At 72.4% G+C, this 24,891-nt stretch carries 24 protein-coding genes and 1 pseudogene; 14 read left to right on the top strand and 11 right to left on the bottom strand.

From position 1 onward, the window contains the following. Positions 1–52 precede the first annotated feature (52 nt). The 6 genes and pseudogenes from ABT403_RS05270 to ABT403_RS05245 all read right to left on the bottom strand — a co-directional run bounded on the left by ABT403_RS05270 (position 53) and on the right by ABT403_RS05245 (position 4,012). Positions 53–781, bottom strand: a complete 729-nt coding sequence (locus ABT403_RS05270; protein ID WP_344160207.1) for a class E sortase — start codon at positions 779–781, stop codon at positions 53–55. A gap of 24 nt (positions 782–805) precedes the next feature. After that, positions 806–1,480 (bottom strand): annotated as a pseudogene (locus tag ABT403_RS05265) (class E sortase); the annotation flags it as partial. Between the two features lie 149 nt (positions 1,481–1,629). After that, positions 1,630–2,268 carry an aminodeoxychorismate/anthranilate synthase component II gene (locus ABT403_RS05260; RefSeq protein WP_344160210.1) on the bottom strand — a complete coding sequence of 213 codons (639 nt, stop codon included), beginning with the start codon at positions 2,266–2,268 and terminating at the stop codon, positions 1,630–1,632. Next, positions 2,265–2,441: a hypothetical protein gene (locus ABT403_RS05255; RefSeq protein WP_045945358.1), complete on the bottom strand. Its 177-nt coding sequence runs from the start codon at positions 2,439–2,441 to the stop codon at positions 2,265–2,267. Before ABT403_RS05255 ends, ABT403_RS05260 begins: the two co-directional genes overlap by 4 nt. 91 nt (positions 2,442–2,532) lie before the next feature. Further along, complete coding sequence (locus ABT403_RS05250; RefSeq protein WP_344160216.1) at positions 2,533–3,267, bottom strand: class E sortase; 735 nt, start codon at positions 3,265–3,267, stop codon at positions 2,533–2,535. Then, positions 3,236–4,012 carry a DUF881 domain-containing protein gene (locus ABT403_RS05245; protein ID WP_344160219.1) on the bottom strand — a complete coding sequence of 259 codons (777 nt, stop codon included), beginning with the start codon at positions 4,010–4,012 and terminating at the stop codon, positions 3,236–3,238. The genes ABT403_RS05250 and ABT403_RS05245 overlap by 32 nt, the downstream gene beginning before the upstream one ends. A 92-nt stretch (positions 4,013–4,104) precedes the next feature. Between ABT403_RS05245 and crgA the strand changes: the two genes are divergently transcribed. After that, positions 4,105–4,362 carry a cell division protein CrgA gene (crgA, locus tag ABT403_RS05240; protein WP_079428582.1) on the top strand — a complete coding sequence of 86 codons (258 nt, stop codon included), beginning with the start codon at positions 4,105–4,107 and terminating at the stop codon, positions 4,360–4,362. A gap of 117 nt (positions 4,363–4,479) precedes the next feature. Here crgA and ABT403_RS05235 read toward each other — a convergent pair whose 3' ends face one another. Both ABT403_RS05235 and ABT403_RS05230 read right to left on the bottom strand, forming a co-directional pair. Next, positions 4,480–5,355 (bottom strand): rhomboid family intramembrane serine protease, encoded by an 876-nt coding sequence (locus ABT403_RS05235; RefSeq protein WP_344160224.1) that lies wholly within the window; start codon positions 5,353–5,355, stop codon positions 4,480–4,482. Between the two features lie 133 nt (positions 5,356–5,488). Next, positions 5,489–6,028, bottom strand: coding sequence for a peptidylprolyl isomerase (locus ABT403_RS05230; protein WP_344160853.1), 540 nt, complete (start codon positions 6,026–6,028; stop codon positions 5,489–5,491). A gap of 148 nt (positions 6,029–6,176) precedes the next feature. Between ABT403_RS05230 and ABT403_RS05225 the strand changes: the two genes are divergently transcribed. Then, complete coding sequence (locus tag ABT403_RS05225; RefSeq protein WP_425580204.1) at positions 6,177–6,878, top strand: DUF5324 family protein; 702 nt, start codon at positions 6,177–6,179, stop codon at positions 6,876–6,878. A 67-nt stretch (positions 6,879–6,945) separates the two neighbouring features. Here the strand turns inward: ABT403_RS05225 and ABT403_RS05220 are convergent, their stop codons facing one another. After that, positions 6,946–7,419: a LysM peptidoglycan-binding domain-containing protein gene (locus ABT403_RS05220; RefSeq protein WP_344160226.1), complete on the bottom strand. Its 474-nt coding sequence runs from the start codon at positions 7,417–7,419 to the stop codon at positions 6,946–6,948. Positions 7,420–7,616: 197 nt separating this feature from the next. Further along, positions 7,617–8,483, bottom strand: coding sequence for a dimethylargininase (gene ddaH / locus ABT403_RS05215; RefSeq protein ID WP_344160228.1), 867 nt, complete (start codon positions 8,481–8,483; stop codon positions 7,617–7,619). A 198-nt stretch (positions 8,484–8,681) separates the two neighbouring features. Between ddaH (ABT403_RS05215) and ABT403_RS05210 the strand changes: the two genes are divergently transcribed. The 12 genes from ABT403_RS05210 (at position 8,682) to pepN (ending at position 23,223) form a co-directional block, all read left to right on the top strand. Beyond that, entirely contained in the window at positions 8,682–9,998 is a 1,317-nt protein-coding gene (locus tag ABT403_RS05210; protein ID WP_344160231.1) for a SidA/IucD/PvdA family monooxygenase, read from the top strand. Positions 9,999–10,049: 51 nt separating this feature from the next. Beyond that, positions 10,050–10,418, top strand: coding sequence for a cupin domain-containing protein (locus ABT403_RS05205; protein WP_344160234.1), 369 nt, complete (start codon positions 10,050–10,052; stop codon positions 10,416–10,418). Continuing rightward, positions 10,415–12,034 carry a class I tRNA ligase family protein gene (locus ABT403_RS05200; protein ID WP_344160237.1) on the top strand — a complete coding sequence of 540 codons (1,620 nt, stop codon included), beginning with the start codon at positions 10,415–10,417 and terminating at the stop codon, positions 12,032–12,034. The genes ABT403_RS05205 and ABT403_RS05200 overlap by 4 nt, the downstream gene beginning before the upstream one ends. Positions 12,035–12,050: 16 nt before the next feature. Further along, a complete protein-coding gene (locus tag ABT403_RS05195; RefSeq protein WP_344160240.1) occupies positions 12,051–13,358 on the top strand; it encodes an MFS transporter in 1,308 nt (435 codons plus the stop codon). Between the two features lie 14 nt (positions 13,359–13,372). Continuing rightward, on the top strand, positions 13,373–14,626 hold the full coding sequence (locus tag ABT403_RS05190) for an ATP-grasp domain-containing protein (RefSeq protein WP_344160243.1): 1,254 nt from the start codon (positions 13,373–13,375) through the stop codon (positions 14,624–14,626). After that, positions 14,619–15,425, top strand: coding sequence for a dimethylargininase (ddaH, locus tag ABT403_RS05185; RefSeq protein ID WP_344160246.1), 807 nt, complete (start codon positions 14,619–14,621; stop codon positions 15,423–15,425). Before ABT403_RS05190 ends, ddaH (ABT403_RS05185) begins: the two co-directional genes overlap by 8 nt. Further along, positions 15,422–15,760: an avidin-fold protein gene (locus ABT403_RS05180; protein ID WP_344160249.1), complete on the top strand. Its 339-nt coding sequence runs from the start codon at positions 15,422–15,424 to the stop codon at positions 15,758–15,760. Before ddaH (ABT403_RS05185) ends, ABT403_RS05180 begins: the two co-directional genes overlap by 4 nt. Continuing rightward, the gene (locus ABT403_RS05175; protein WP_344160252.1) at positions 15,757–17,538 is read left to right on the top strand and encodes an ABC transporter substrate-binding protein; all 1,782 of its coding nucleotides are present in this window, start codon (positions 15,757–15,759) and stop codon (positions 17,536–17,538) included. Before ABT403_RS05180 ends, ABT403_RS05175 begins: the two co-directional genes overlap by 4 nt. Beyond that, positions 17,538–18,044 carry a YbaK/EbsC family protein gene (locus ABT403_RS05170; RefSeq protein ID WP_344160255.1) on the top strand — a complete coding sequence of 169 codons (507 nt, stop codon included), beginning with the start codon at positions 17,538–17,540 and terminating at the stop codon, positions 18,042–18,044. Before ABT403_RS05175 ends, ABT403_RS05170 begins: the two co-directional genes overlap by 1 nt. Positions 18,045–18,114: 70 nt before the next feature. Further along, on the top strand, positions 18,115–19,368 hold the full coding sequence (locus tag ABT403_RS05165) for an ATP-grasp domain-containing protein (RefSeq protein ID WP_344160258.1): 1,254 nt from the start codon (positions 18,115–18,117) through the stop codon (positions 19,366–19,368). 67 nt (positions 19,369–19,435) lie between these two features. Further along, on the top strand, positions 19,436–20,572 hold the full coding sequence (locus tag ABT403_RS05160; protein WP_344160261.1) for an NAD(P)/FAD-dependent oxidoreductase: 1,137 nt from the start codon (positions 19,436–19,438) through the stop codon (positions 20,570–20,572). Positions 20,573–20,634: 62 nt separating this feature from the next. Then, positions 20,635–23,223 (top strand): aminopeptidase N, encoded by a 2,589-nt coding sequence (pepN, locus tag ABT403_RS05155; protein WP_344160264.1) that lies wholly within the window; start codon positions 20,635–20,637, stop codon positions 23,221–23,223. An 84-nt stretch (positions 23,224–23,307) separates the two neighbouring features. Here pepN and ABT403_RS05150 read toward each other — a convergent pair whose 3' ends face one another. Beyond that, positions 23,308–24,792: an NB-ARC domain-containing protein gene (locus ABT403_RS05150; protein WP_344160267.1), complete on the bottom strand. Its 1,485-nt coding sequence runs from the start codon at positions 24,790–24,792 to the stop codon at positions 23,308–23,310. Positions 24,793–24,891 lie beyond the last annotated feature (99 nt).

Raw genomic sequence — 24,891 nt, 5'->3', positions numbered from 1 at the left:
CGGGCCCGGCCCCTCCCCGATCGGGGAGGGGCCGGGCCCGTTTCACGTGAAACTAGCGCAGCTCGGCCGGTGGGGTGCGGTTCGCGTTGACCTTTTCCGTGCGGATCAGTTCGCCCCAGACGATGTAGCGGTACTTCGAGGTGTAGACCGGGGTGCAGGTCGTCAGCGTGATGTAGCGGCCGGGGGTGGTCTTGCCCGACTCCTTCGGGACCGGGTTGATCACGTCGGTGTTGTACTTCGAGGTCTGGCTGAGCTCCGCGAAGACCTTGTAGACGTACCAGGTGTCCTTAGTCTCGAAGACGATCGCGTCGCCCTTCCGCACCTTGTCGATGTTGTGGAACTTCGCCCCGTGCCCGTCGCGGTGCGCCGCCAGCGCGAAGTTGCCCTTGTCGTCCCAGGGCAGGGCCGACTTCACCGGGTCCGTGTAGTAGCCGGCCACGCCGTCGTTGAGGACGTCCGGGGAGGTGCCGGGCTTGACCAGCACCTCGCCGTTCTTCATCGAGGGCACGTGCAGGAAGCCGATCCCGTCCTGGGTGTCGAGGGCTCCGGGCTGGGCCGCGGTCCCGGGGGAGGCGGGCGCCTGCCACTGCCGGCGGACCTGGTCGCCCCGGGCCGAGGCGTCGCGGTCGGCGAGGACGTTGGTCCACCACAGCGAGTACGCCACGAAGAGCCCCAGGATCAGCCCCACCGTGATCAGGAGCTCCCCCAGCAGGCTCAGGGCCCCCGCGAGCACACTGCGGTCGGCGGGCGGCGGAGCGGAGCGGCGGCGGGCACGAGACACTGCGGATTCGTCCTTACGGGCTGTTCAGCGGCTGTTCAGCGCGGGCGGAGCACCCTGGCTGCGCGGGCGTTCGTCGACCATCCTGCCCCATACGATCATCCGGTAGGTGCTGGTGAACTCCGGGGTGCAGGTCGTCAGCGTGATGTACCGGCCGGGTCCGGTGAACCCGGAACCCTCCGGCACCGGCTTGATGACGGACACGTTCGCCGGGGAGGTCTGCGGCAGGGCCGAGGTCATCTTGTAGGTGTAGTACGCGTCCCGTGTCTCGACCACGATGGGGTCGCCCGCCACCAGCTGGTTGATGTACCGGAACGGTTCACCGTGGGTGTTGCGGTGCCCGGCGAGCGCGAAGTTCCCCTGGGGGTCGGCCGGCATGGCCGTCTTCAGCGCACCCTCCGCGTAGTGGCCGACCATCCCCTTGTCGAGCACCTTCGCCTTGCTGACCCCCTCGGCCACCGGAACCTTGAGGTCCAGCTTGGGGATGTGCAGGATCGCGAAGCCCTGTCCGGGCTCGAAGGCGGCCACGGGCGGCGCGGCGGCCGCCGGGGGGTGCTCCCAGTTCTGCCGCAGCGAGCCGGCGGCCCCGCTCGCCGTACGCTCCGCCAGCAGGTTCGTGTACCAGAGCTGGTAGGCGACGAACAGCAGCATCACCACGCCGACGGTGATGAACAGCTCGCCGACGACCCGGCTGAGCACCACCACCGGCCCGCCGGAGCGCGGGGCACGGGCCCGCCTGCGGCCCCGCCCGCCCCGTTTACGGGCCCGCGCGTGCGAGCGTTTCGCGGCCTGCTGCGCTGCCCTGCGCCGCGCGGCCCGGCCCTCGCTGGGCGCGGACGGCGCGACCGTCGTCACGCGACGGCCTTGCCCACCACCGGGGCCAGGCCCTCCGACCGGGCGACGGCGCCGGCGTCACCGCAGCGCACGAGCCAGTTGGCGAGCATCCGGTGGCCCCACTCGGTGAGCACCGACTCGGGGTGGAACTGGACGCCCTCCACGTCGTGCTCCCGGTGCCGCAGGCCCATGATGATCCCGTCCTCGGTGCGGGCGGTGACCTCCAGCACGTCGGGCAGGGTCCCCGGCTCGGCGGCGAGGGAGTGGTAGCGGGTGGCGGTGAAGGGCGAGGGGAGTCCGGAGAAGACGCCGAGGCCCTCGTGGACCACGGGGGAGGTCTTGCCGTGCAGCAGCTCGGGGGCGCGGTCCACGACGCCGCCGTAGGCGACGGCCATGGACTGCATGCCGAGGCAGACGCCGAAGACCGGGACGCCGGTGTCGGCGCAGTGCCGGACCATGTCGACGCAGACGCCGGCCTCCTCGGGCGTGCCGGGGCCGGGGGAGAGGAGGACGCCGTCGAAGCCGTCCTGAGCGTGGGCGAGCTCGACCTGGTCGTTGCGCAGCACCTCGCATTCGGCGCCAAGCTGATAGAGGTACTGGACCAGATTGAAGACAAAGCTGTCGTAGTTGTCGACAACCAGAATGCGCGCGCTCACGGAGTGGCTCCCGATCCCTCGTCCACCGTCACGTCGTTGAAGGGAAGGAGCGGCTCGGCCCACGGGAAGACGTACTGGAAGAGCACGAACACCACCGCGAGGACCAGTACGAGACAGATCAGCGCCCGCACCCACGCGTTGCCCGGCAGATGCCGCCAGATCCAGCCGTACATTCCGTCCGTTTCCTTCGTCGTCCACGATTCACTCACGCACCGCGGGGGCGGTACCGCACCAGACTACGGGCCGGGGCCCCCGTGGCGGGGGTCACCCGGGCAATCCCCCGGTACCGGCGGCCCGGGTGCCGGTGAGCTCGGCCCAGACGATCAGGCGGTGGCTGTGGCCCCACTCGGGATCGCAGGTGGTGAGGGTGAGGTACCTGCCGGGGGTGGCGAAGGGGGAGCGGCGCGGGACGGGGTCGACCACGCCGGTCTCGGTGGGCAGGGTGCGCAGGGGTTCGCCGCGGACGGTGTAGGTGTACCGGTTCACGGCGTCCCGGATGATCACGGTGTCGCCGGGGCGGAGTTCGTCGAGGTCCTTGAAGGGGTCCCCGTAGGTGCGCCGGTGGCCGGCGACGGCGAAGTTGCCCTCGCCGCCGGGGCGGGCGGTGCCGGTGTAGTGGCCGAGGCCCTTCTTGAGCAGGTCGGTGTCCGTGCCCTCCAGGACCGGCTTGCTCCAGTCCGCGCCGAAGCGGGGGACGTACATCTCGGCGAAGGCCTGTCCGGCGGGGTAGGGAGGGGGCGCGGGGGCCGGGGGCGCCGGGGCCTGCGGCGCGGGGGAGGCCGGCGGGGGTACGGCGGCGGGGGCCGCCGCGGCCCAGCGGTCGCGCAGCCGGGCCCGTTCCCCGTCCATGGCCCGGTCGGCCTTGACCCCGGTCCACAGCAGGACGTAGACGACGAAGAGCACGATCAGCGTTCCGGCGGTCAGGCACAGCTCGCTGAACGTCCGTACCGTCAGGCGCAGTACGGCGTCAGGGCGAGGCGGACTCCAGCGGCTTCGCATAGTGGAGGTCCACTGTGCCGGAGTAGCCGGGAAGTGTCAGCCGCTTGTCCTCCTCGACTTTCCAGCCGAGCCCGTAGGCGTTGACGTACAGCTGGTAGTTCTGGATGGCGGGGGAGTTGTTCAGGGCCTTGCGCAGCGCGCCCGGGTCGCCGACCGCCGAGACCTTGTACGGGGGCGAGTAGACGCGGCCCTGGAGGATCAGGGTGTTGCCGACGCAGCGCACGGCGCTGGTGGCGATCAGCCGCTGGCCCATGACCTCGATGCCCTCGGCGCCGCCCAGCCACAGGGCGTTCACCACGGCCTGGAGGTCCTGCTGGTGGATGACGAGGTCGTTGGGCTGCGGGTCGGGGACGCCGGGGACGCGCGCGGTGGCGTTCGGCGGGGCGTCGTTGAGGGTGACACTGAGGCCCTTGCCGCTGAGCTCCTCGGTGCCGGAGGCCTTGCGCAGGGCGGCGAGCTTGGCGTCCTCGGCCCGGGTGCTGCCGTTGTCGCGGTCGGCGAGGGCGTCGACCTGGGCCCGGACGGCCGCGGCGCTCTTCTCCAGCTCGGCGTTGTTGGCGCTGCGCTCGTGGATCAGGTCCGAGAGCTTGAGCAGGGAGGCGTCCGTGCGGATGTTCGTACCCTTGGACGTGTTGAAGCTGGTGACGAAGATGAGGCCCGCCAGGGCGAACACGGCGGCCGTCAGCAGCCGCACCGGACGGTGGCGGCGGCGGGGACCCGCGGAGGAGTCGCCGGAATTGGTCAACGTACCCTTCTCCTTCAACGCCACAGGTCCACTACGCTAACGGACGCCCGGGGCAGGCAAGGTCCCCCAGCGCATCGACAGGAGAGCCCCTCGTGCCGAAGTCACGTATCCGCAAGAAGGACGACTACACGCCGCCGCCGGCGAAGCAGCAGGCGCAGCAGATCAGGCTGGGAAGCCGCGGCTGGGTCGCCCCGGTCATGCTGGCCTTCTTCCTGATCGGGCTCGCGTGGATCGTCGTCTTCTACGTGACCGACACCCAGCTGCCGATCGAGGCGCTGGGCAATTGGAACATCGTGGTCGGTTTCGGATTCATCGCAGCCGGATTCGGCGTTTCCACTCAGTGGAAGTAGTACACGGATAGCCGAGCGGCGCAACCTCTCCCCATGAGTTATCCACAGCGTCATCCACACCTGAGGAAAAGACAGAAGATCTGTGGATAACTCTGTGGAGAGTTGACGCCGGTGTGATCAGGTGAGTGCGGCCGTCCGCACCACGATCACGGCCGCCGCCAGCAGGAAGACCGCCACACAGGCGCCCCCCTGGACGAGCGTGCGCTTCCTGCCCGTGACGGGGGCCAGCAGCCCCAGGGCGACCAGCGCGCCCGTGACCAGGCCGCCGATGTGGGCCTGCCAGGAGACCGACCAGCCGCCGCCCAGCGGCACGAAGGTCACCAGCAGCATCAGCCCGAGGGTGATCAGCACGGGCCGCATCTCGTACCGCAGCCGGCGGGCGAGGACGACGGTGGCGCCGAGCAGTCCGCAGATGGCGCCGGACGCGCCGAGCGTCGGGGTGTTCGGCGCGGTCAGCAGGTAGACCAGGGCGCTGCCGCCCAGCCCCGAGAGCAGGTAGAGGGCCAGGTAGCGGGCGCGGCCCAGGGCCGCCTCCAGCGGGCCGCCGATCACCCACAGGGCTACTATGTTGCCGAAGACGTGCCACCACTCCACATGCAGGAACACCGAGGTCAGCAGCCGGTGGTACTGCCCGGTGGAGACCCCCTCCACCGGCGCCCCGTAGTACTCCACGTACCGGCCCAGCAGCTCCAGCTGGACCGCCAGTCCCGGTACGGCGTACGCGGCGAGGAAGACCGCCGCGTTGATCCCGATCAGGATCTTGGTCAGGAGCTGGGGATCGGCGGAGACCAGCCCGCCCGCGACCGTGCGCGGGGCGTTGGCCGCCGGCGCGTGCCCGGTGCCGGAGCCGCCCCGGACGCACTCGGGGCACTGGTAGCCCACCGAGGCGCTGATCATGCAGTCCGGGCAGATGGGCCGGTCGCAGCGGGCACAGCTGATGCCCGTGTCCCGGTCCGGGTGGCGGTAGCAGCCCGGCAGACGCTCGGTGTCCATCGGTCCCCTCGGTCAGCGGCGGGGCAGGGTGCGCGCCCCTGCCGGTCCGTGCACGTCCAGTCCGTGCCCGTGCGGTGCGTACACATGCAGTACGGACGGACGGGCCGCGTTGGTTCCCGTCAGCGCGTTCCCGTCAGCGCTTGGACTCGCGCCGCTCGACGGTCACGGACTGGATGATCACGTCGTCCAGCGGGCGCTCCGTGCGCGGGTTGGTCGGGCCGGAGGCGATGGCGTCCACGACCTTCCGGCTGTCCTTGTCGGTGACCTCGCCGAAGATGGTGTGCTTGCGGGTCAGCCAGGCGGTGGGTGCGACGGTGATGAAGAACTGCGAGCCGTTGGTGCCCGGGCCGGCGTTGGCCATGGCCAGCAGGTAGGGCTTGGTGAACGCGAGGTCGGGGTGGAACTCGTCGGCGAACCGGTAGCCGGGGCCGCCGGTGCCGTTGCCGAGCGGGTCGCCCCCCTGGATCATGAAGCCGCTGATGACGCGGTGGAAGACGGTGCCGTCGTAGAGCGGGGCCGTGGTCTTCTGGCCGTCCGTGGGGCGGGTCCACTCGCGGGCGCCCGTGGCGAGCTCCACGAAGTTGCGGACGGTCTTCGGCGCGAAGTTCTCCAGCAGCTCGATCTCGATGTCGCCGTGGTTGGTCTTCAGGGTGGCGTAGAGCTTCTCGGCCACGGGTCTGCCTTCCATAGTCATCACTGTCGGCCCCGATCCTCCCACGGAGGGCGGTACGCGGCGGAAATTCCTCCACCCGGATGCCCTGTCACGCGCGCCCCGCGCCGCTATGGCAGGCATGATCCGACAAAGGGTGGAAAGGTGAACCGTGTCCGCCACCGAGGAGGAGGATCCCGTGACCCGCAAGGACAGCGTGAGCCTGGCCGCCGAGAACGCCAGGGACGCCATGAGGCACGCGGCGGAAGTGGTGGCACCCTACGCGGGGACCGCCAGGGACGCGGCCGTCCAGTACGCCCACGAGGCGAACGCACGGCTGGCGCCGAAGGTCTCGTACGCGGCCGCCCAGGCTTCCCATCAGGCCCGCGCCGCCTACGACAACCATCTGCATCCCAGGATGCACGCCGCGCGCACCCACCTGCCCCCGAACGTGGACCGGGCCGCCACCAAGGCCGTCCACCAGACGAAGCTCGCCTGCCGGCACGCGGTCGACTACACCGCGCCCCGGCTGGAGAGCGCCATCGCCGCGGGCCGGCCCGTCGCCGAGGAGGCCTCGAACCGGTCCATGGCCGCCCTGGCCGCGCTGCGCGGCCAGGTGACCGCCCAGGAGGTGCAGCGGCTGGTGCGGCGCCATGAGCGGCGCGCCAAGTGCGGCCGGATGTTCAAGGGGCTCGCACTGGCCGGCGTCCTCGCCACGGGGGCGTACGCGGCCTGGAAGTGGTGGGACCGGCAGTCGAACCCGGACTGGCTGGTGGAGCCCCCGGCCGCCACCGAGCTGTCGGACCGGGACGCGGCGCCGGCGAGCTTCGACGACGAGCTGGCGGAGAAGGAGAGGGAGAACGGGGCGCACTGAGCGGACCCGTCCACACGGCAGGGGCCCGGATCCGTCGAGGATCCGGGCCCCTGCCGTGCGTACGCGCTCAGCTGGGGAGCGTCAGCACCTGTCCGGGGTGGATGAGGTCGGGGTTGGCGCCGATCACGCCCCGGTTCAGGGCGTACAGCTCGCGCCAGCGGGCCTCGTTGCCGAGCTCGCGGCGGGCGATCGCGGAGAGCGAGTCACCCGGCTTGACGGTGTACGTGCGCTTCTTGGCGGCCGGCGCCGGCTTGGGCGGCACCGGGACGGCCTTGTGCGCGGCCGACAGGTCGCTGGGCGCGGCCGGCGCGGGATGCGCCGCCTTGGGCGGCATCGGGGTCTTGGGCGGCATGGCGGACTTCGGCGCCGAGGCCGCCATCCGCTCGGCCGCCGCCTTGGTGGCCGCCGCCGCGTCGGTGTACTTCGACCCCATGTCGGACGGAGTGGGCGGGGCGGCGCCCCCGCCCGGAGCGGCGGCCTGCTGCTCGGTCTGCTCCGCCTGCTTCTTCTTGTCGTGCTTCAGGAAATCGAAGAGTCCCATCTGCGTGCGCCTCCGGCGTGGTGTGGGTGTGCCCCCGGGCGGCGCGCCGCCGGGCGGGCCCGGGGCGGCCCCGGGTGCGGGCCTGTCCCCACTGTCGGCCACGGGACGCGCGGCGGCCCTGTGACGGGGCCATCCGGGGGACCCCACAGACCCCCGGAGCACCCGGTCACAGGGCCGGATCCGGTACCGGGAGCGGCTCAGCGGTCCCGGAGTTCCAGCGTGCAGCACTTCACGCTGCCGCCGGCCTTGAGGAGCTCGGAGAGCTCGACGCCCACCGGCTCGAACCCGCGCGCCCGCAGCTGGGCGTGGAGCCCGGTGGCCGCGGCGGGCAGGAGCACGTGGCGGCCGTCGGAGAAGGCGTTGAGCCCGAAGACGGCCGCGTCCTCGGCGCTCGCCAGCACCGCGCCCGGGAACATGGCGCGCAGGACGGCCTGACTGCCCGGGGAGAAGGCCGCCGGGTAGTACATGACCTCGTCGTCCGAGAGCACGGCCAGCGCGGTGTCCAGGTGGTAGTAGTCCGGGTTGACCAGCGTCAGCGAGGTGACCGGCAGGCCGAGGAACTCCTGGGCCTCCAGGTGCGAGCGCGGGTCGGTGCGGAAGCCGGTGCCCGCCAGGATGCGGCGGCCCACGGTGAGGAAGTCGCCCTCCCCCTCGTTGACGAACTCGGGCCAGAGCACGTCCTTGTAGCCGCGCCCCTCCAGCCAGCGCAGGTACGCGGGCCCCTCCGCGGTGCGCTCGGCGTGCCGGAAGCGGGCGCCGTAGACGCGGCCGTCGACGACGGTCGCCCCGTTGGCGGCGAACACCATGTCGGGCAGGCCGTCGAGGGGGTCGATCTCCTCCACCACGTGCCCGAGCTCCAGGTAGAGGTCGCGCAGCGCCTCCCACTGGCGCACCGCGAGGGCGTTGTCGGTGGCGAGCTGCGGGTTCATCCACGGGTTGATCGAGTACGTGACGTCGTAGTGCCGGGGTCGGCACATCAGCAGGCGGCGGCGGGTGGCCACCCGGGCGGGAGCGGCCGGCCGGTAGTACGCGCCGGCGGGCGTGATGGTGTCGGTGATCGGCACGAGCACTCCTTCTCATGGGTGTGAGGGAACCCATCGAAATCGGGCCACACGTTGACCGGAAGCGCTCTGGAGGACCGGTCAATCAACGCTCCGGGCCCCGTCTCGGCGGAGTTGATTGTCCGTGCCGTCCACGGCTTCCGGGCAATCGCGGCGCGGCGTGGAATCCGGTTATCGCTCCCCCACCCGGAGGTAACTTCCATGGCACACCGCAAGGTCGAACTGCTCGCGGTCGGCGCAGGACCGGCGAACCTGGCCCTGGCCGTAGCGATCGAGGAGCTCGCCCCCGAGCTGGCCGGCGACACCCTGCTGATCGAGCGCGACGAGGACATCGTCTGGCAGCGCGGCATGCTGCTGCCCGACGCGCTCAGCCAGGTGTCCTTCCTCAAGGACCTGGTGACGCTGCGCAATCCGCAGAGCCGCTTCTCCTTCGTCAACTTCCTGCACGCCAACGACCGTCTCGACGCCTTCGTCAACCTGGGCAGCTGGGTCCCGTACCGCAGCGAGATCTCCGAGTACCTCCAGTGGGTCGCGGACGAACTCACCGCGGTCCGCATCGAGTACGGCCGCGAGTGCGTCTCCGTCAGCGCACTGAGCGCGGAGGACGGCGAGATCACCGGCTGGGTGGTCACCCTGGCGAACGGCGACACCATCGAGTGCCGCTACCTGGTGGTCGGCGCGGGCCGCGACGCCCACGTCCCCGAGGTCTTCGCCGGCCTGCCCGCCGAACGCGTCATCCACAGCACGCAGTACACGCAGCGCATCCGCGAGGTGAACGCCGCCCTCCCGCACCGGGTCGCCGTCATCGGCGGCGCGCAGAGCGCGGCCGAGCTGTTCGGCCAGGCCCTGCGGGACCTGCCCGAGTGCCGCCCGACGCTGATCATGCGCTCCATCGGCCTCAACGGCTACGAGAGCAGCAAGTTCACCAACGAGCTCTACTACTCGTCCTTCATCGACGAGTTCTACGACTCGGCCCCCGAGGCCCGCCGCCAGCTGCTGAACGAGATGTACCGCTCCAACTACGGCGGTCTGGCCCCGGCCACCCTCGACGCCCTCTACCGGCAGTTCTACCAGGACCGTCGCAGCGGCGAGGCCCGCCTCGGCATGCAGCCGATGACCGACGTGCGCGACGCGCGCATGGACGGGGACGAGGTCGTCCTGACCCTCGCCGACCGCAAGACCGGCGCCGAGCGCGAGATGCGCACCGACCTGGTCCTGCTCGGCACCGGCTTCGTCCGGGACATGCCGCGCGCGGTCCGCGCCCTGGGCGACTCGATCGGTCTGGAGCGGATCGAGGTCAGCCGCCACTACCGGCTCGACCTGGGCCGCCCGGCGAGCGCCGCCTGCTACCTGCAGGGCGTCAACGAGGCCACGCACGGCATCGCCGACTCGCTGCTCAGCGTCCTCGCCGGCCGCTCCGCCGAGATCACGCTCGACATCCTCGCGCACCGCTCCACCGCCCCGGCGGCCATCCCCGCCCAGGCCCGCGAGCTCAGCCTCGCCGGCGCCGCCGCCTGACGGCCGCGCGGCCCCGTACGAGCCCCGCCACCCCACGAGAGAGACCACCCGATGCTCATCAAGCACCTGGACCGCCCCGGTCTGGTCCACGAGAACGGACTGGACGCCCAGCGGCTGCTGCCCTGGCCCGAACTGAACGCCCCCTTCGAGGGCTCGTGGTGCGTGATCGCGCCCGGCACCGCGTCCACCCCGCACGCGCACCACGAGTACGAGATCTTCATCGCCGTCTCCGGCTCCGCGTTCCTGGAGTCCGAGGGCACCCGCGTGCCCTTCGAGACGGGGGACATCGTCCACTTCACCCCGGGCACCGAGCACCGGGTGGTCAACGAGTCCGGCGCGGACTTCGAGATGTACAGCGTCTGGTGGGACCTGGAGATGTCCGAGCGCTTCTCGGCCCGTCACCCGGAGGGCGCCAAGTGAGCCGCCGTACGGTCATCATCGCGCCCCCGCCGACCCCCAACGGGGACCTGCACACCGGGCACCTGGCGGGCCCCTTCCTGGCGGGCGACGTGTACGCGCGCTACCTGCGCGCCTCCGGCCGCCCGGTGACGTACACCAGCGGCACCGACGACAGCCAGACCTACGTGGTCGCCAGCGCCCGCCGGGCCGGGCTGGAGCCGCAGGAGCTGGCCGACCGCTCCGCCGCGCAGATCACCGCCACGCTGGAGGCGGCGGGCGTCTCCGTGGACGGCTTCGCCCCGTTCGACCAGGGGTACCGCACGACCGTCCTCGACTTCGTCACCGACCTGCACGCCGCGGGGGCGTTCCGGCTGAAGACGGTCCGCTTCCCGTACGTGGAGGCCACCGGCGAGTACCTCGTGGAGGGCCTGGTCGCGGGCGACTGCCCGGTCTGCCTGCTGGAGAGCCGGGGCGGCCTGTGCGAGTCCTGCGGCCACCCGAACAACTTCGACGAGCTGCTGAACCCGCGCTCCACCACCGACCCGGACGCCGTGGTCACCCACCGCGAGGCGACGGTGCTCGTCCTGCCGATGGAGGAGTACCGCGACCGGCTCATCGCCTACTACGCCTCGCACCGGGACGTCCTGCGCCCGCACACCGAGCAGCTGGTGCGGGAGGCGCTGGCCCGGCCGCTGCCCGACTTCCCGATCACCTACCCGCTCTCCTGGGGCATCGCGGCGCCGTTCGCCGAGACGCCCGGGCAGGTCCTCAACGCGTGGGCCGAGGGCATGGCCGCGTCGATGTACTGCACCTGGTGGGCGGCCGCGCAGCAGGGCGACCGCACCGACGGCCTCGACGAGCACTGGATCGCCGAGAACGACATCGAGCTCGTCTACTTCCTCGGATTCGACAACGTCTACTTCTGGGGAATGACGCACCTGGCCCTGCTGATGGCGCACGGCGGCCGGTACGTCGAACCGCACGCCATCGTCTCGAACGAGTTCTACGAGCTGGAGAACCAGAAGTTCTCCACCAGCAAGGGCCACGTGGTCTGGGCCGCCGACCTGGTGGCCGAGGTCCCCCGCGACCTGGTCCGCTTCTACCTGGCCCTGACCGCGCCCGAGCACTCCCGGACGAACTTCAGCCGCGCGGCCCTCGACGCCCTGTCCTCCTCCCGGCTGGTCGAGCCGTGGAACCGGCTCGCGGGCCGGGTGGCGGAGCTGCTCGACGGGGTGGCCGACGGCACGGCGCTGCCGGTGTCGGCCGCCGGCGCCGAGCACGCCGGGACGGTCGTCGACCGCTTCCGCGCCCACTACGAGCTGGAGAGCTTCAGCCTGCACCGGGCGGCCGACCTGGTCGTCGTCTACCTGGACCGGCTGGTGAAGCAGGCCGGGCGCACCACGGCGGGCGACCTGCCGGCCGTCGGCGACCTGCTGCTGTCCGTCCGCGCGCTGCTCGCCTGCGCCGCCCCGCTGCTCGTCGACCTGGCCGAGCGCGCCGGTGCGGCGGGTATGGAGCTGAGCCTCCCGGGCCGCTTCACCACGGCCACCCCCGTCGCGGCCCTGCGACTGCCCACCCTGTCCACCGCCGTGGGGGCCTTCGCCGCCCCCGCCGAGCCGGTCGACGTCCGAGTCTGACCCCCGAGGAGCCCCCGTGTCCACGACCGCCCCGCCGAAGGCCAACAAGGCCGAACGGCTGCTCGTCCCCGCGACGTTCATCACCAACCTCGGCAACGGCATCCAGCTGACGGCCGCCTCCTACCTGGTCTTCACCGCCCAGAACACCATGCTCGCGGTCAGCTGGCTGATGATCGCCGTGACCATCCCGCAGGTCGCGCTGTCCGTGTACTTCGGCAAGCTCGTCGACCGCTTCGACCGCCGGACCCTCGCGGTGATCTCCGACCTGGTCAGCGGCGTGGCGGCGATCGGCCTGCCGCTGTGGCTGGCGCTGGGCGGCGAGCCGTCCACGGTCAGCTACGTCGCCAGCTTCGTGCTGTCGATCTCCGCGGCCCTCTTCTTCCCGGCCAGCAACGCCCTGATCAAGGAGCGGATCCCGGAGGCCCGCCTCGCCAAGTTCAACGGCAACTCCGAGGTGGCCATCCAGGCCGGCTCGCTGGCCTCGGCGGCGCTCGGCGGCTGGGTCATCGTCTGGACGGGCGTGGACGCGCTCTTCTACTTCAACTCCGCGACCTTCTTCGTCTCCGCGCTGATGCTCTTCGCGATCGGCCGCCGCCCGGCGGGCTCCGCGGGCTCCTCCGCCGCCACGGCCGCCAAGGCCGCCGCCACCGCCGCCAAGGCCTCCGGGCCCCGCCCGCCGCTGGCCCGCCTCGCCCTGCTCTACGCCATCGGCAACATCGTCATCATCACCGGCAACAGCATCATGCTGGTCCTGGTCCTCGACGCCTTCCACAGCAACACCGGCTACCTGGGCGTGGTCGACGCCCTGTTCGGCATCGGCGCCCTGGCCGCCCCGTGGACCTTCGGCAAGCTCAGCGCCAAGTCCGGGCTCGTGAAGACGGCCCTCATCGGCTACCTCGTCTGGGCCGTCATCCTGGTCACCGAGTCGCTGCACCTGTACGCGATGATGGCGGCCATCCCGTTCGCCGGCATCACCTTCTGCGTGGCCCGCATCGCGGCCCGCACCGCCCTGATGAAGGCCGCTCCCGAGGAGCGCACCGGCTTCGTCTTCGGCGCCACCAACGCCTTCGGCCTCGCGGCCGGCACCGCCGCCGTGACGGGGATCTCGCTGCTGGTCGACGCCACCAAGGTGCAGTACGGCTTCTACGCCCTCTCCGCCCTGGTCGTGGTCGTCGCCACCGCCACCGTCCTGGCCCTGCCGAAGTCCTTCCTCGCGGCCCCCGCCGCCGAGGCCGAGGCCGGCGCGGCCCCGGCCCCCGCCGCCCTGCCCGCCGACGACGACGCCGACGCCGAGGTCCTCGTGGCCGCCGCGGCCAAGGCCTGAGAGGGGTGACCGGGATGAAGCTGCTCGCCCTGGAAGCCAGCCAGAACGCCACCTACTACGTATCGCGCTACCAGCAGGTCGAGGCGCTCGGCGCCGAGCTGTACGTCCTCAACGGCCTGGGCACGGACGACTTCTGGGAGTCCTCCCGCTACCGGATCGCGGGGTCCCAGCAGATCGAGGACATCATCACGGCGGCCAAGGAATGGCACGCCGAGGAGGACTTCGAGGGGGTCCTGACCTTCTCCGAGTCGGGTGTGGTCGCCGTCGCCGCCGTCGCCGAGGCCCTGGGCCTGCCCGGCATCGGGGTGGAGGCCGCCCGCACCAGCCGCAACAAGTACCTGATGCGCCAGGCCCACGAGCGCGGCGGCGCCGCGCACCCCGCCTTCCGCTTCGCCGCGGACGTGGAGACGGCCGTCGCCGCCGGCGCCGAGCTCGGCTACCCGCTGATCCTCAAGCCGACCCTGGGCGCGGCGAGCAACTTCGTCTTCAAGGTGGACGACCCCGAGGAGATGCGGGTCCGGTTCGCCGACGTGATGACCGGCATCGAGACGATGACCTGGGCCCTGATGGAGGCGGACGGCCTGGACCTGGGCCCGAACGGGGTCATCATCGAGGGCTACCTCGACGGCCACGAGCACCTCATCGAGGCCGTGGCCTGGGACGACGAGGTCTACCTGGGCTCCATCGTCGACCGGATCACGGTCGAGAGCGGCACCTTCGACGACGACGTGCACCACGCGCCGACCTCCCTGACGCCCGAACAGGTCGAGGAGGTCCACCGGGTGGTCAGGACGGCCGCCCACGCGCAGGGGCTGCGCCGGGCCGTGCTCCACGCCGAGATCCGCTTCCACCAGGGCAAGCCCTTCGTCCTGGAGATCGCCGTCCGCCCCGGCGGCGGCGGCCTGGACCACATGGCCCGGATCAGCGCCGGCCACGACCCGATCCGGTGCGTGGCGGACGTCGCGCGCGGCGCCCGCCCGGAGGTCTCCGCGTACTCCCCGAAGGAGGTGCACACGGCCGCGATGTGCCTGATCAGCGGCTCCGGAACGGTGGCCTCGGTCGAGGTGCCGGAGGGGGCCGCCGAGGACCCCTCGGTCTTCTTCCTCAAGATCACGGCCACGCCCGGCACGGTCATCAAGCGGCCGCCGGCCGGCAACAACATCCTCGGCTTCCTCGGCGCCCGGGGCGCCTCGCTGGAGGAGGCCCTGAGCACCGCCCACGTGATGGCGAGCCGCATCCGCACCGAGATGAGGCCGGAGCATGCGTGAGGCGACCCGGCGGCACTACCTGATGTGCCCGCCCGCCCACTTCGACGTCCGCTACGCCATCAACCCGTGGATGCGGCCGGACAAGCCGGTGGACGCGGAGCTGGCGATGGCGCAGTGGGAGCGGATCCACGACCTGTACGTGGAGCTGGGCCACGAGGTCGAGCGGATCGACCCGGTGGAGGGCCTGCCGGACATGGTGTTCGCGGCCAACGGGGCCACCGTCGTCGACGGGAAGGTGCTGGTGGCCCGCTTCCGCCACGAGGAGCGGGCCGCGGAGGCCGAGGCGTACCGGGCCTGGTTCGCCGAGCGCGGCTACCCCGAGGTCCACGTCCCGGAGTACGTCAACGAGGGCGAGGGCGACTTCGCCCCGGCGGGCCGGCGCATCCTGGCCGGCACCGGGTTCCGCAGCGACCCGGCGGCGCACGAGGGGCTCAAGGCCTTCTTCGGGCTGCACGTGGTCGTCCTGACCCTGGTCGACCCGCGGTTCTACCACCTGGACACGGCGCTGTGCGTCCTGGACGACGACACGGTGATGTACTACCCGGCCGCGTTCTCCACGGAGAGCCTGGCGGTGCTGCGGGCCCTGTATCCGGAGGCGGTCATCGCCTCCCGCGAGGACGCGGAGGCCTTCGGGCTGAACGCGGTCAGCGACGGGCTCAACGTGGTCCTGCCGGAGACGGCCACCGGCCTGATCGACGAGCTGCGCGAGCGCGGGTTCGTCCCGCACGGGGTGGACACCTCGGAGCTGCTGAAGGCCGGCGGATCGGTGAAGTGCTGCACGCTGGAGATCCGCCGGTGAGCATCGACTACGACGGCCGCAGCTTCCGCAACACCGGCTACCCGCCCGGCGAGGACGCCCCCGTCGGCCACTACCGCCACGAAGGCGACCTGCTGTGGGCCCGTTTCGACGGCGGCCCGGTCCGCAGGGGCTCCCTCAACGGCCTGGTCGCGGCCGACGGGAAGCTCGAATTCACCTACACGATGGTGCTCGCGGACGGCGAGGTGGTGGCCGGCCGGTGCTGGAGCACCCCCGAGATCCTCGCCGACGGACGCATCCGGCTCAACGAGCGCTGGGAGCGCTACGGCGCCGGCGCGAGCAGCGGCGAGTCCGCCCTGGAAGAGGTACTGACATGACGAGGACCCAGCCCGCCCCGCGTCGCGGGGGGAGCGTCACCTGGGCCTGCACCAGCGGGTTCAGCCCGGTGTTCATCTTCCCGTTCACCCCCGGCGACTACTACGGGGTCGCCAACCTGCACGAGTTCCAGACGCTGATGTACCGGCCGCTGTACTGGTACGGCAGCGGCGGCCAGCCCACCGTCGACTACGAGCGCAGCCTCGCCGAGCCCCCCGTCTGGGACGCCGACGGGCGGACGGCGACGATCACCCTCAAGCCGTACAAGTGGTCGAACGGCGAGACGGTGAACGCCGACGGCGTGATGCTGTGGATGCACCTGCTGGAGGCGGAGAAGGAACGGTTCGGCGGCTACACCCCGGGCTTCTTCCCCGACAACCTGGTCTCCTACGGGAAGGTCGCCGAGGACAAGGTCAGCTTCACCTTCGACGACGCGTACTCGCACAACTGGGTGCTGATGAACCAGTTCAGCACCATCACCCCGCTGCCGAAGGCCTGGGACCGCACCGCCGACGACGTGCCGGCCGACGCCACCCACGACCCCGCGCAGGCCTCCGCCGTCTACGCCTACCTGCGCGCCCGCAACGACGACCGCGAGGGCTGGGACACCAGCCCGGTGTGGAGCGTGGTCAACGGCCCCTGGAAGCTGGACCGCTACACCATCGACGGGGTCTCCGGCGAGTGCGTGCTCGTCCCGAACGAGAGCTACTCGGGGGCGGACAAGCCCTACCTCGACGAGTTCCGGCTGATCCCGACCGGTTCGGACGGCGACCAGTACGAGCGGCTCCTGAAGGGACCGGACGCCCCGGACGGCGTACAGATCGGCTTCCTGCCGTTCGACGAGATCACCGAGCCGGCCGAGGACCCGCTGACCGGCGGCCCCAACCCGCTGGGCGAGCACTACGACCTGCTGCCCCAACTCACCTACAAGATCCACTACTTCCCGATCAACTTCAACAACCCGACCGTCAAGGGCCGGATCTTCAAGGAGCTCTACTTCCGCCAGGCCCTCCAGTCCTGCCTGGACTCGAACGGCGCCATCCGCGACGTCTACAAGGGCTACGGCTACCCGACCACCGGCCCCGTCCCGTCCCTCCCGGACAGCCCCCTGCTCTCCCCCGCCCGCCGGCACGACCCGCACCCCTTCGACGTCGACCGGGCCCGCGCCCTGCTGGAGGCCAACGGCTGGGACACCTCCACCACACCGGCGCTCTGCGTCCGCGAGGGCACCGGTCCCGGCGAAGCCGGGGAGGGCATCCCCGCCGGCACCCCGCTGCGGTTCTCGATGCGCTACGCCCAGGGCCACGAGACCCTCACCGAGGTCATGCGGAAGTTCGCCGCCGACGCGGCGCGGGCCGGCATCGAGATCGAGCTGACCGAGGTCGAGGCGAGCGTGCTGGTCCTGGAGGACACCACCTGCACCCCGGGCCCCGACAGCCCCTGCCTGTGGGAGTTCAGCGACTGGAACGGCGGCTGGGGCTACGGACCCGGCTTCTACCCGACCGGCGAGGCCCTGTACTCGACCGGATCCTCCGTCAACTTCGGCAGCTACAGCGACCCGGTGGCCGACGCCCTGATCGCGCGGACCGTCAAGAGCGACGACCCGGCCGACCTGCACGCCTACCAGGACTACATCGCCGAGCAGGTCCCGGTGATCTGGATGCCGAACTTCCCGTTCCGGCTGCTGGAGGTCGCCAAGGGCCTCCGGGGCGTGGCCCCCGTCAACCCCTTCGGGCTCATCAGCCCCGAGGACTGGTACTACGCGGAACAGGAGCTGTGATGTACGGGAAGCTGATCGACCTCCTCGACTCCCACCAGGCCCGCTACCGGCTGATCGACCACCCCGCCGAGGGCCGTACGGACCTCGCGAGCCTGCTGCGCGGCCACCGGCTCGAAGAGGCCGCCAAGTGCATGGTCGTCCGGGTGAGCATCACCAAGCGGACCGGCATGTACGTCCTGGCCGTGGTGCCCGGCGACCGCCAGGTCGACATGGACGCCCTGGCGGACCTGGTCGGCGGCTGCGGCCGCACCGCCTTCGCCACCCGGGAGATCGCCGAACGCCTCGCCGGCAGCGTCAGCGGCACGGTGATGCCGTTCAGCTTCCACCCCGACCTCCACCTGATCGTCGACGAGCGGCTGCTCGACCACGACGAGATCTACTTCAACGCCGCCCGCCTGGACCGCTCCGTGGGCCTGGCCACCGCCGACTACCTCCGCATCGCCGCACCGCGCGTCGCGGCGATATCGACGGCCGGCGACCGGGTCCTCGCCACGGCGGCGGGCTGAGGCGGGGGACGGCACACCGATGAACGACCCGACGACGAACGCACGACCCACGAAGGACGAGGTGAAGGACATGACGGACATGACGGACGACGCGGTGGTGATCCTGGTCGGCAGCGGAGGCCGCCCCTACCGCGAGTACCTGCTCGCGGGCGCGGCCCGCCGCCACCCGGTCTGGATCCTGGACGCGGTGGACCCCACCTGGCAGGAGCCCTACGTACGCGGATCCACCACGGTCCCCCTGCTGGACGCCGAACGCCTGGTCCCCGACCAGGAGGCCCTGGTCGCCGCCGCCGAGGAGGTGGCCCGCACCCACCGCGTGGCGGGCGTGTTCAGCTACGACGAGACCCTCGTCGTGGCCACCGCCCACATCGCCGAGCGGCTCGGCCTGCCCGGCCTGACCGTGGCCGGCGTGGAGAACTGCCGCAACAAGCACAACACCCGGCAGGTGCTCACCGCCGCCGGACTGCCCCAGCCCCGGTTCGCGTACGTCACCGAGGCCGACGAGGCCCTCGCCACCGCCGACTCCTTCGGCTACCCGGTCGTCCTCAAGCCGCGCGGCATGGGCGCCAGCATCGGCGTCATCCGCGTCGACGGCCCGGACGAGGTGCTCACCGCCTTCGACGTCGCCGACTCCGCCAGCCGCGGCGGCTCCCTCTCCTACGAGGGCGGGGTGCTGGTCGAGGAGTGCGTCACCGGGCCCGAGATCAGCATCGACGGGGTGAACTTCGACGGCGGCTACACCCCGCTGTTCCTCGCCCACAAGGAACTGGGCCCCGCCCCCTACTTCGAGGAGACGGGCCACACCCTCGACGCCGCCGACCCACTGCTGGCCGACGAGGAGCTGCTGCACGTCCTGCGCACCGCCCACCGCGAGCTGGGGATCGCGTACGGCATCACCCACACCGAGGTGAAGCTGACCGCCCGCGGCCCGGTGATCATCGAGGTGAACGCCCGGCTGGGCGGCGACCTCATCCCCTACCTCGGCAAGCTCGCCACCGGCGTCGACCCGGCCGCGCTGGCCGTGGACGCGGCCACGGGCGTACGCCCCGAGTGGACCCCGGACCACCACCGGACCGTCGGCATCCGCTTCCTCTACCCGCACGCCAACGGCACCGTCCGCTCGGTCGACGTACCGGCGCCCGGGGACAGCCCCGGCCTGCTGGAAGCCGTCCCCATGGTGGAGCCCGGCACCACGCTGCTGCTCCCCCCGGAGGGCTACCTGGCCCGCTACGCCTACGTGATCTGCGCGGGCGAGGACCCCGACGGCGTCGCGGAGGCCCTCGACAAGGCGGCCGCCCTCACCACGCTCGTCCTCGACAGCTGACCGGCGGCCCCACCGGCCCCGGGCCCAGTACCGACAAGACCCGCCGACAAAGAAAGCGAGGTGTGCGATGAGGGTGACAGTGGTGGGCGGCGGCGTGATCGCCCTGCTCACGGCCGTCGAGTGCGTACTCGGCGGACACCAGGTCACGGTCGTGGACCAGGGACCCATCCCCTTCAGCCGGGCCACCTCCTTCGACCAGCACCGGATCCTGCGGGCCCTGCACCCCGCCGACCCGCCGGCCACGGCCGCCGCGCTGCGGGCGCACCGCCGCTGGCTCGAACTGGAGGAACTCCTCTCGACCCGCTTCTACGAGCAGGTCGGTGCCCTCACCGTCCTGCCCCCCGAGGCGGCCGCCGCCGGAGCCCTGCTCCTCGGCGACGCCGGGGGCGACGCCCGGGAACTGACCCCGGCCTCCCTCGCCGACCGCTACCCGCACCTCTACCTGGACGGTGCCCTGGGCGGCGTCCTGGAGGACGAGGCGGGCGTGCTGCTCGCCGACCGCGTCCTGAACGCCTGCGTCGCCTGGCTCAAGTGGCAGCCCGGCATCGAGCTGATCGAGCACCGGGCGGCGACCGAGGTGCACGGCGACGGCGCCGCCGTCCGGCTGACCGACGGGCGGGTGCTGCGCGGCGACGCGGTCCTGGTCGCGGTGGGCCCCTGGTCGCGCGGGCTGCTGCCGCCCGGGATCGCCGAACGGCTGGTCCTGTCCCGGCAGTCCCTGCTGTACTGCCGGGTGCCCCGGCAGCAGGCCGCCGCCTGGGCGGCCACCCCCGCCGTGCCCTCCCTCGGCACCCGGCGCGGAGCCTGGCTGATCCCGCCGGTCGCGGGAACCGCCCTCAAGATCACCTCGGCCTCGGTCTGCCGGACGGTGGACGAGATCACCGACTACGGCACCGAGGACGTCTTCCGGCGGCAGCTGGAGGCGGAGTTCGCCGACCTGATCCCCGGCATCGGACCCGCCTGGATCACGGACGCCAAGGACGCCTACTACATGTCCTTCGCCGACACCGGCGGCCCGCTGCTGGTGGCCCTCGGCGGCACCGGGTACGCGTACGCGGCCTGCGGCGGGACCTCCTTCAAGTTCGCCCCGCTCATCGCCCGGTCCCTGGCCGACCGGCTGACCGGCACCGACCCCTCGCCGATCGGCATCGCCGCCCTGGACCACCCGCTGGACGCCCGCACGCCCGTCCCCGCCGCCGTCTGACCGCCTCCGTCCACCCCCTTCCGTCCACCCCCTTCCGCCCCACCGAGAAAAGGAGCACCACCATGAGCGGCTCGAACCTGACCCACGAGGAAGCGGCCGCCCGGAGCGCCCTGCTCTCGGTCACCTCCTACGAGATCGGCCTCGACCTCACCCGGGGCCCGGACACGTTCCGTTCGACCACCCTCGTCCGCTTCACGGCGGACCCCGCCGGACCCGCGTCCACCTTCGCCGAGCTGGCGGCCGAACGGGTCCACGAGATCACCCTCAACGGACGCGCCCTCGACCCGGACACCGTCCACCGCGACGAGCGGATCCACCTGGACGGGCTGGCCGCCGAGAACGAGCTCCGCGTCGTCGCGGACTGCGCCTACTCCAATACCGGCGCGGGCCTCCACCGCTCGGTGGACCCGGTGGACGGGAAGGTCTACCTGTTCACCCACTTCGAGGTGCAGGAGGCCCGCCGGGTCTTCACCACCTTCGAACAGCCCGACCTGAAGGCCCCGTTCACCTTCACCGTGACCGCCCCCGACTCCTGGACCGTCCTCTCCGCCTCGCCCACCCCCGAGCCCGAACCCGCCCCGGACGGCGCCGCCGTCTGGCGGTTCGCCCCGACGCCCCCGCTGCCCACCTACCTGACCTCGATCGTCGCCGGCGAGTACCACCTGGTGTCCGACCACTACACGGCCAAGTCCGGGCAGGAGGTCCCGCTACGGCTCGCCGCCCGCGCCTCGGTCGCCCCGGACCTGGACGCCGAGGAGCTCTTCGAGACCACCAAGCGCGGCCTCGACTTCTACCTGGAGGTCTTCGGCACCGACTTCCCCTTCGCCAAGTACGACCAGGTCTTCGTACCCGAGTACAACCTCAGCGGCATGGAGAACGCGGCCACCGTCATCCTCCGCGAGAACTTCGTCTTCCGCTCCGAGGTCACCGACGCGGTCCGCCACCGCAGGGCCGCGACGATCCTCCACGAGCTGGCCCACATGTGGTTCGGCGACCTGGTCACCATGCGCTGGTGGGACGACATCTGGCTGAAGGAGACCTTCGCGACCTACATGTCGGTGCGCGCCCAGGTCGCCACGACCCGCTGGCACGACTCCTGGACGGGCTTCGCCAACGCCGACAAGGCCAACGCCTACCGGCAGGACCAGCTGCCCTCCACCCACCCCGTCGCAGGGCCGGCCGCCGACATCGAGCAGGCCCTGGAGAACTTCGACCAGATCACCTACTACAAGGGCGCCTCGGTCATCAAACAGCTGGTCACCCTGGTCGGCGACGAGGAGTTCCTCGCCGGGATGCGCATCTACTTCGCCCGCCACGCCTGGGGCAACAGCACCCTCGCCGACCTCCTCGCCGCCCTGGAGGAGGCCTCCGGCCGGGACCTCGGCGCCTGGGCCCGGGAGTGGCTCGGACAAGCGGGCGTGAACACCCTGCGCCCCGACTTCACCGTGGACGGGGAGGGCCGCTTCACCTCCTTCTCCATCCTCCAGGAAGCCCCCGGGGACCACCCCCACCTGCGCTCGCACCGCCTGGCGGTGGGCCTGTACTCCCGGCGGGAGGGGGAGCTGCGGCGGGTCGGCCAGGTGCGCGTGGACGTCACCGGCGCCCGCACCGAGGTCCCCGCCCTCATCGGCGCCGCCCGCCCCGACGTGGTGCTGCTCAACGACGAGGACCTCACGTACGCCCTGATCCGGCTCGACCCGCACTCCCTGGGCCACCTCCTCGACAGCCCCGACGGCATCGGCGCCTTCGCCGACGGGCTGCCCCGCGCCCTGTCCTGGGCCGCCGCCTGGGACATGGTCCGGGCCGGCGAACTGGCCGCCGGGGACTACGTCCACCTCGTCCTGGCCGGCCTGGCCGCCGAGACCGACTCCGAGGTCGTCCAGACCCTGCAGGGCACCCTGCTGACCTGCCTCGACCAGTACGCGGCCCCCCAGTCCCGCCGGCGGCTGCGGGCGGACGTCGCCGGGGCGGCCCGGCAGCGGCTGACCGCCCCGGCGGCCGCCGGGGACGGCCGGCTCGCCTGGGCCCTGCTCCTCGCCCGGGTCGCCAGCACCCCCGCCGACCTGCGCCTGATCGCCGGACTGCGGGACGGCACCGTGGAGGTCGAGGGTCTGACCGTCGACGTCGAACTGCGCTGGGCCCTGCTCGCCGCCCTCGTCCGGGGCGACCAGGCCGGCCCGGCCGAGATCGAGGCCGAGCGACTGCGCGACGGCACCACGGCGGGCGCCGAGAACGCCGCCGGCGCCCTGGCCGCACGGCCCGACGCGGACGCCAAGGCCGAGGCCTGGGAGGCCGCCCTGCGCGAGGACGTCGGCAACGGCACCCGGCGCGCCCTGGTCGGCGGCGTCCACAGCCCCATCGGCCTGGGTCTGGCCCAGGGCTGCCAGCGGGAACTGCTGCGCCCGTACGCGGAGCGGTACTTCGCGGAGATCGGCACGATCTGGGCGCAGCGCTCGCCTGAGGTGGCCCGCACCCTGGTGACCGGGCTCTACCCGAGGCTCCTCGTCGAACGGGAGACGGTGGAGCGCACCGACGCCTACCTGGCCGAGGCCGCGCCCCCGCCGGCCCTGCGCCGCCTGCTCGTCGAGGCCCGGGACGAACTGAACCGCGCGCTGCGCGCCCAGGGGGTGGACGCGGCAGCGCGCGGCTGAGACCCCCCGGGGGAAGGGGGCCGGCTCCGGGATCCCCCTTTCCACAGGAGCGGCGGCCCTGTGGAAAGGGGTCGTACGGGCGGATCAGGCGTGGTGGGCCGGGAGGGGTGCGGTGCCCGCGCGGGCGGCGGCGACCAGCGCGGCCGCCGCCTCGGCGGCCGGGGAGGGGGCGGCCGGGGCGGCGGGGGCCGCGTCCTCGTCGGGCCGCGACAGCGCGAACGCCCGTACCAGCGGCGGCAGTCCGTACTGGCCCGGCAGGTCGGAGGGGGTGAGCAGGCCCGCGTCCAGCAGGTTCTCCAGGAGGTCCTCGACCGGCTCCGCCGACCGCTCGACCGAGTGGACGAGCGCCTCCGCGCACTCGTACACCACCGAGTCCACGGAGAGCCTCCCGGAGGCGGCGATCCGGCGCAGCAGGGGACGGGCCCACGGGACCGCCGAACGGTAGGCGGCGTCCAGGCGCCGGCCGAGGCTGTCGTCCCCGGCCCGCAGCCGGGACAGGAACGGCCCCGGGGCTCCCTCGCCGAGCAGCTCGCCGACGCAGTCCTCCAGCATCCACTCGGGCCGGGCCGCGATCCGCCGGCCGGCCAGGTTCAGCGCCGCCGGCAGGTCGCCGCAGGCCTCCGCCAGCCGCAGGCAGGCCCGCGGCTCGGCGCCGACCCGCTCCTCGCCGATCAACCCCACCAGCAGTTCCACCGACTCGTCCCTCTCCAGGGCCGGCAGCCGCATCCGGTTCACCCCGTCGAGGCCGAGCAGCCGCGAGCGGCTGGTGACGATCATCCGGCTCTCCGGCGCGGCGGCCAGCAGCTCCCGCACCTGGCGCTCGTGCCGCACCCCGTCGAGGACCACCAGGACCCGGCGGCGGGCGAGCAGCGAGCGGTACAGGCCGAAGCGCGGGCCGGTGTCGTTCGGGATCCGCTCGGCGGGCACGCCGAGCGCCTCCAGGAACCCGCCCACGATCCCGTGGGCGTCCTTGCGGCCGTCGGCGGCCGCGTCCAGGTCCGCGTACAGCTGCCCGTCGGGCAGGTCCGCCGCCAGCTCGTGCGCCAGCCGCAGGGCGAACGCCGAGGTGCCGACGCCGACCTGACCGCTGATCACCAGCGGCCGGGGCGCGCTCCCGTCGCCGTCCCGGGACGCGGTCAGCACCCGGGCCCGCTGGAGCAGATGACCGCGCCCCACCAGCCGGTGCGGCTCCATCGGCAGCTGCGCGGGCGGCGGCAGCACGGCCCGTACGGCGGCGGCGCGCAGTTCGGCCTCCTGGTGCTGCTGCACGCTCTTGGCGGCCGGCCGCGAGACCCCTTCGCCGCCCTCGGCGCCGGCGGCCTCCCGCCAGCGGCGTTCCCAGGTCGCCCGGTCACCGCCGCAGGCCTCCGCGAAGGCGAGGGCCACCTGGAGGGTGGGGAGCCGGTATCCGGCGGCCGCGTCGGAGAGCACCGACGCGGAGAACATCGCCCGGTTGGCCATGTCGCGGTAGCCGGGGCTGCCCGCGGCGGTCCGCAGCCGGCGCAGCTCCCGGGCGAACGCGGTGACGGGTCCCGCGTCCGGGGCGAGGGGTCTCTCCAGTCTGCCCACCTTCTGCTCCTTTGCCGCTCGGTGTGTGGAATGCGCCTGCGGGACCGGCCGTCCGGCCCGGTCCTGTCGGCCCACACAGGCTCCGCGTTCCCCTTCCCG

Origin of the sequence: Streptomyces sp. NPDC000075, from assembly GCF_040301925.1 — a bacterium.
GTDB lineage: Bacteria > Actinomycetota > Actinomycetes > Streptomycetales > Streptomycetaceae > Streptomyces > Streptomyces polychromogenes.
Note: the sequence above shows the minus strand (reverse complement) of the source record. Positions and strands in the feature narration are given on the sequence as shown.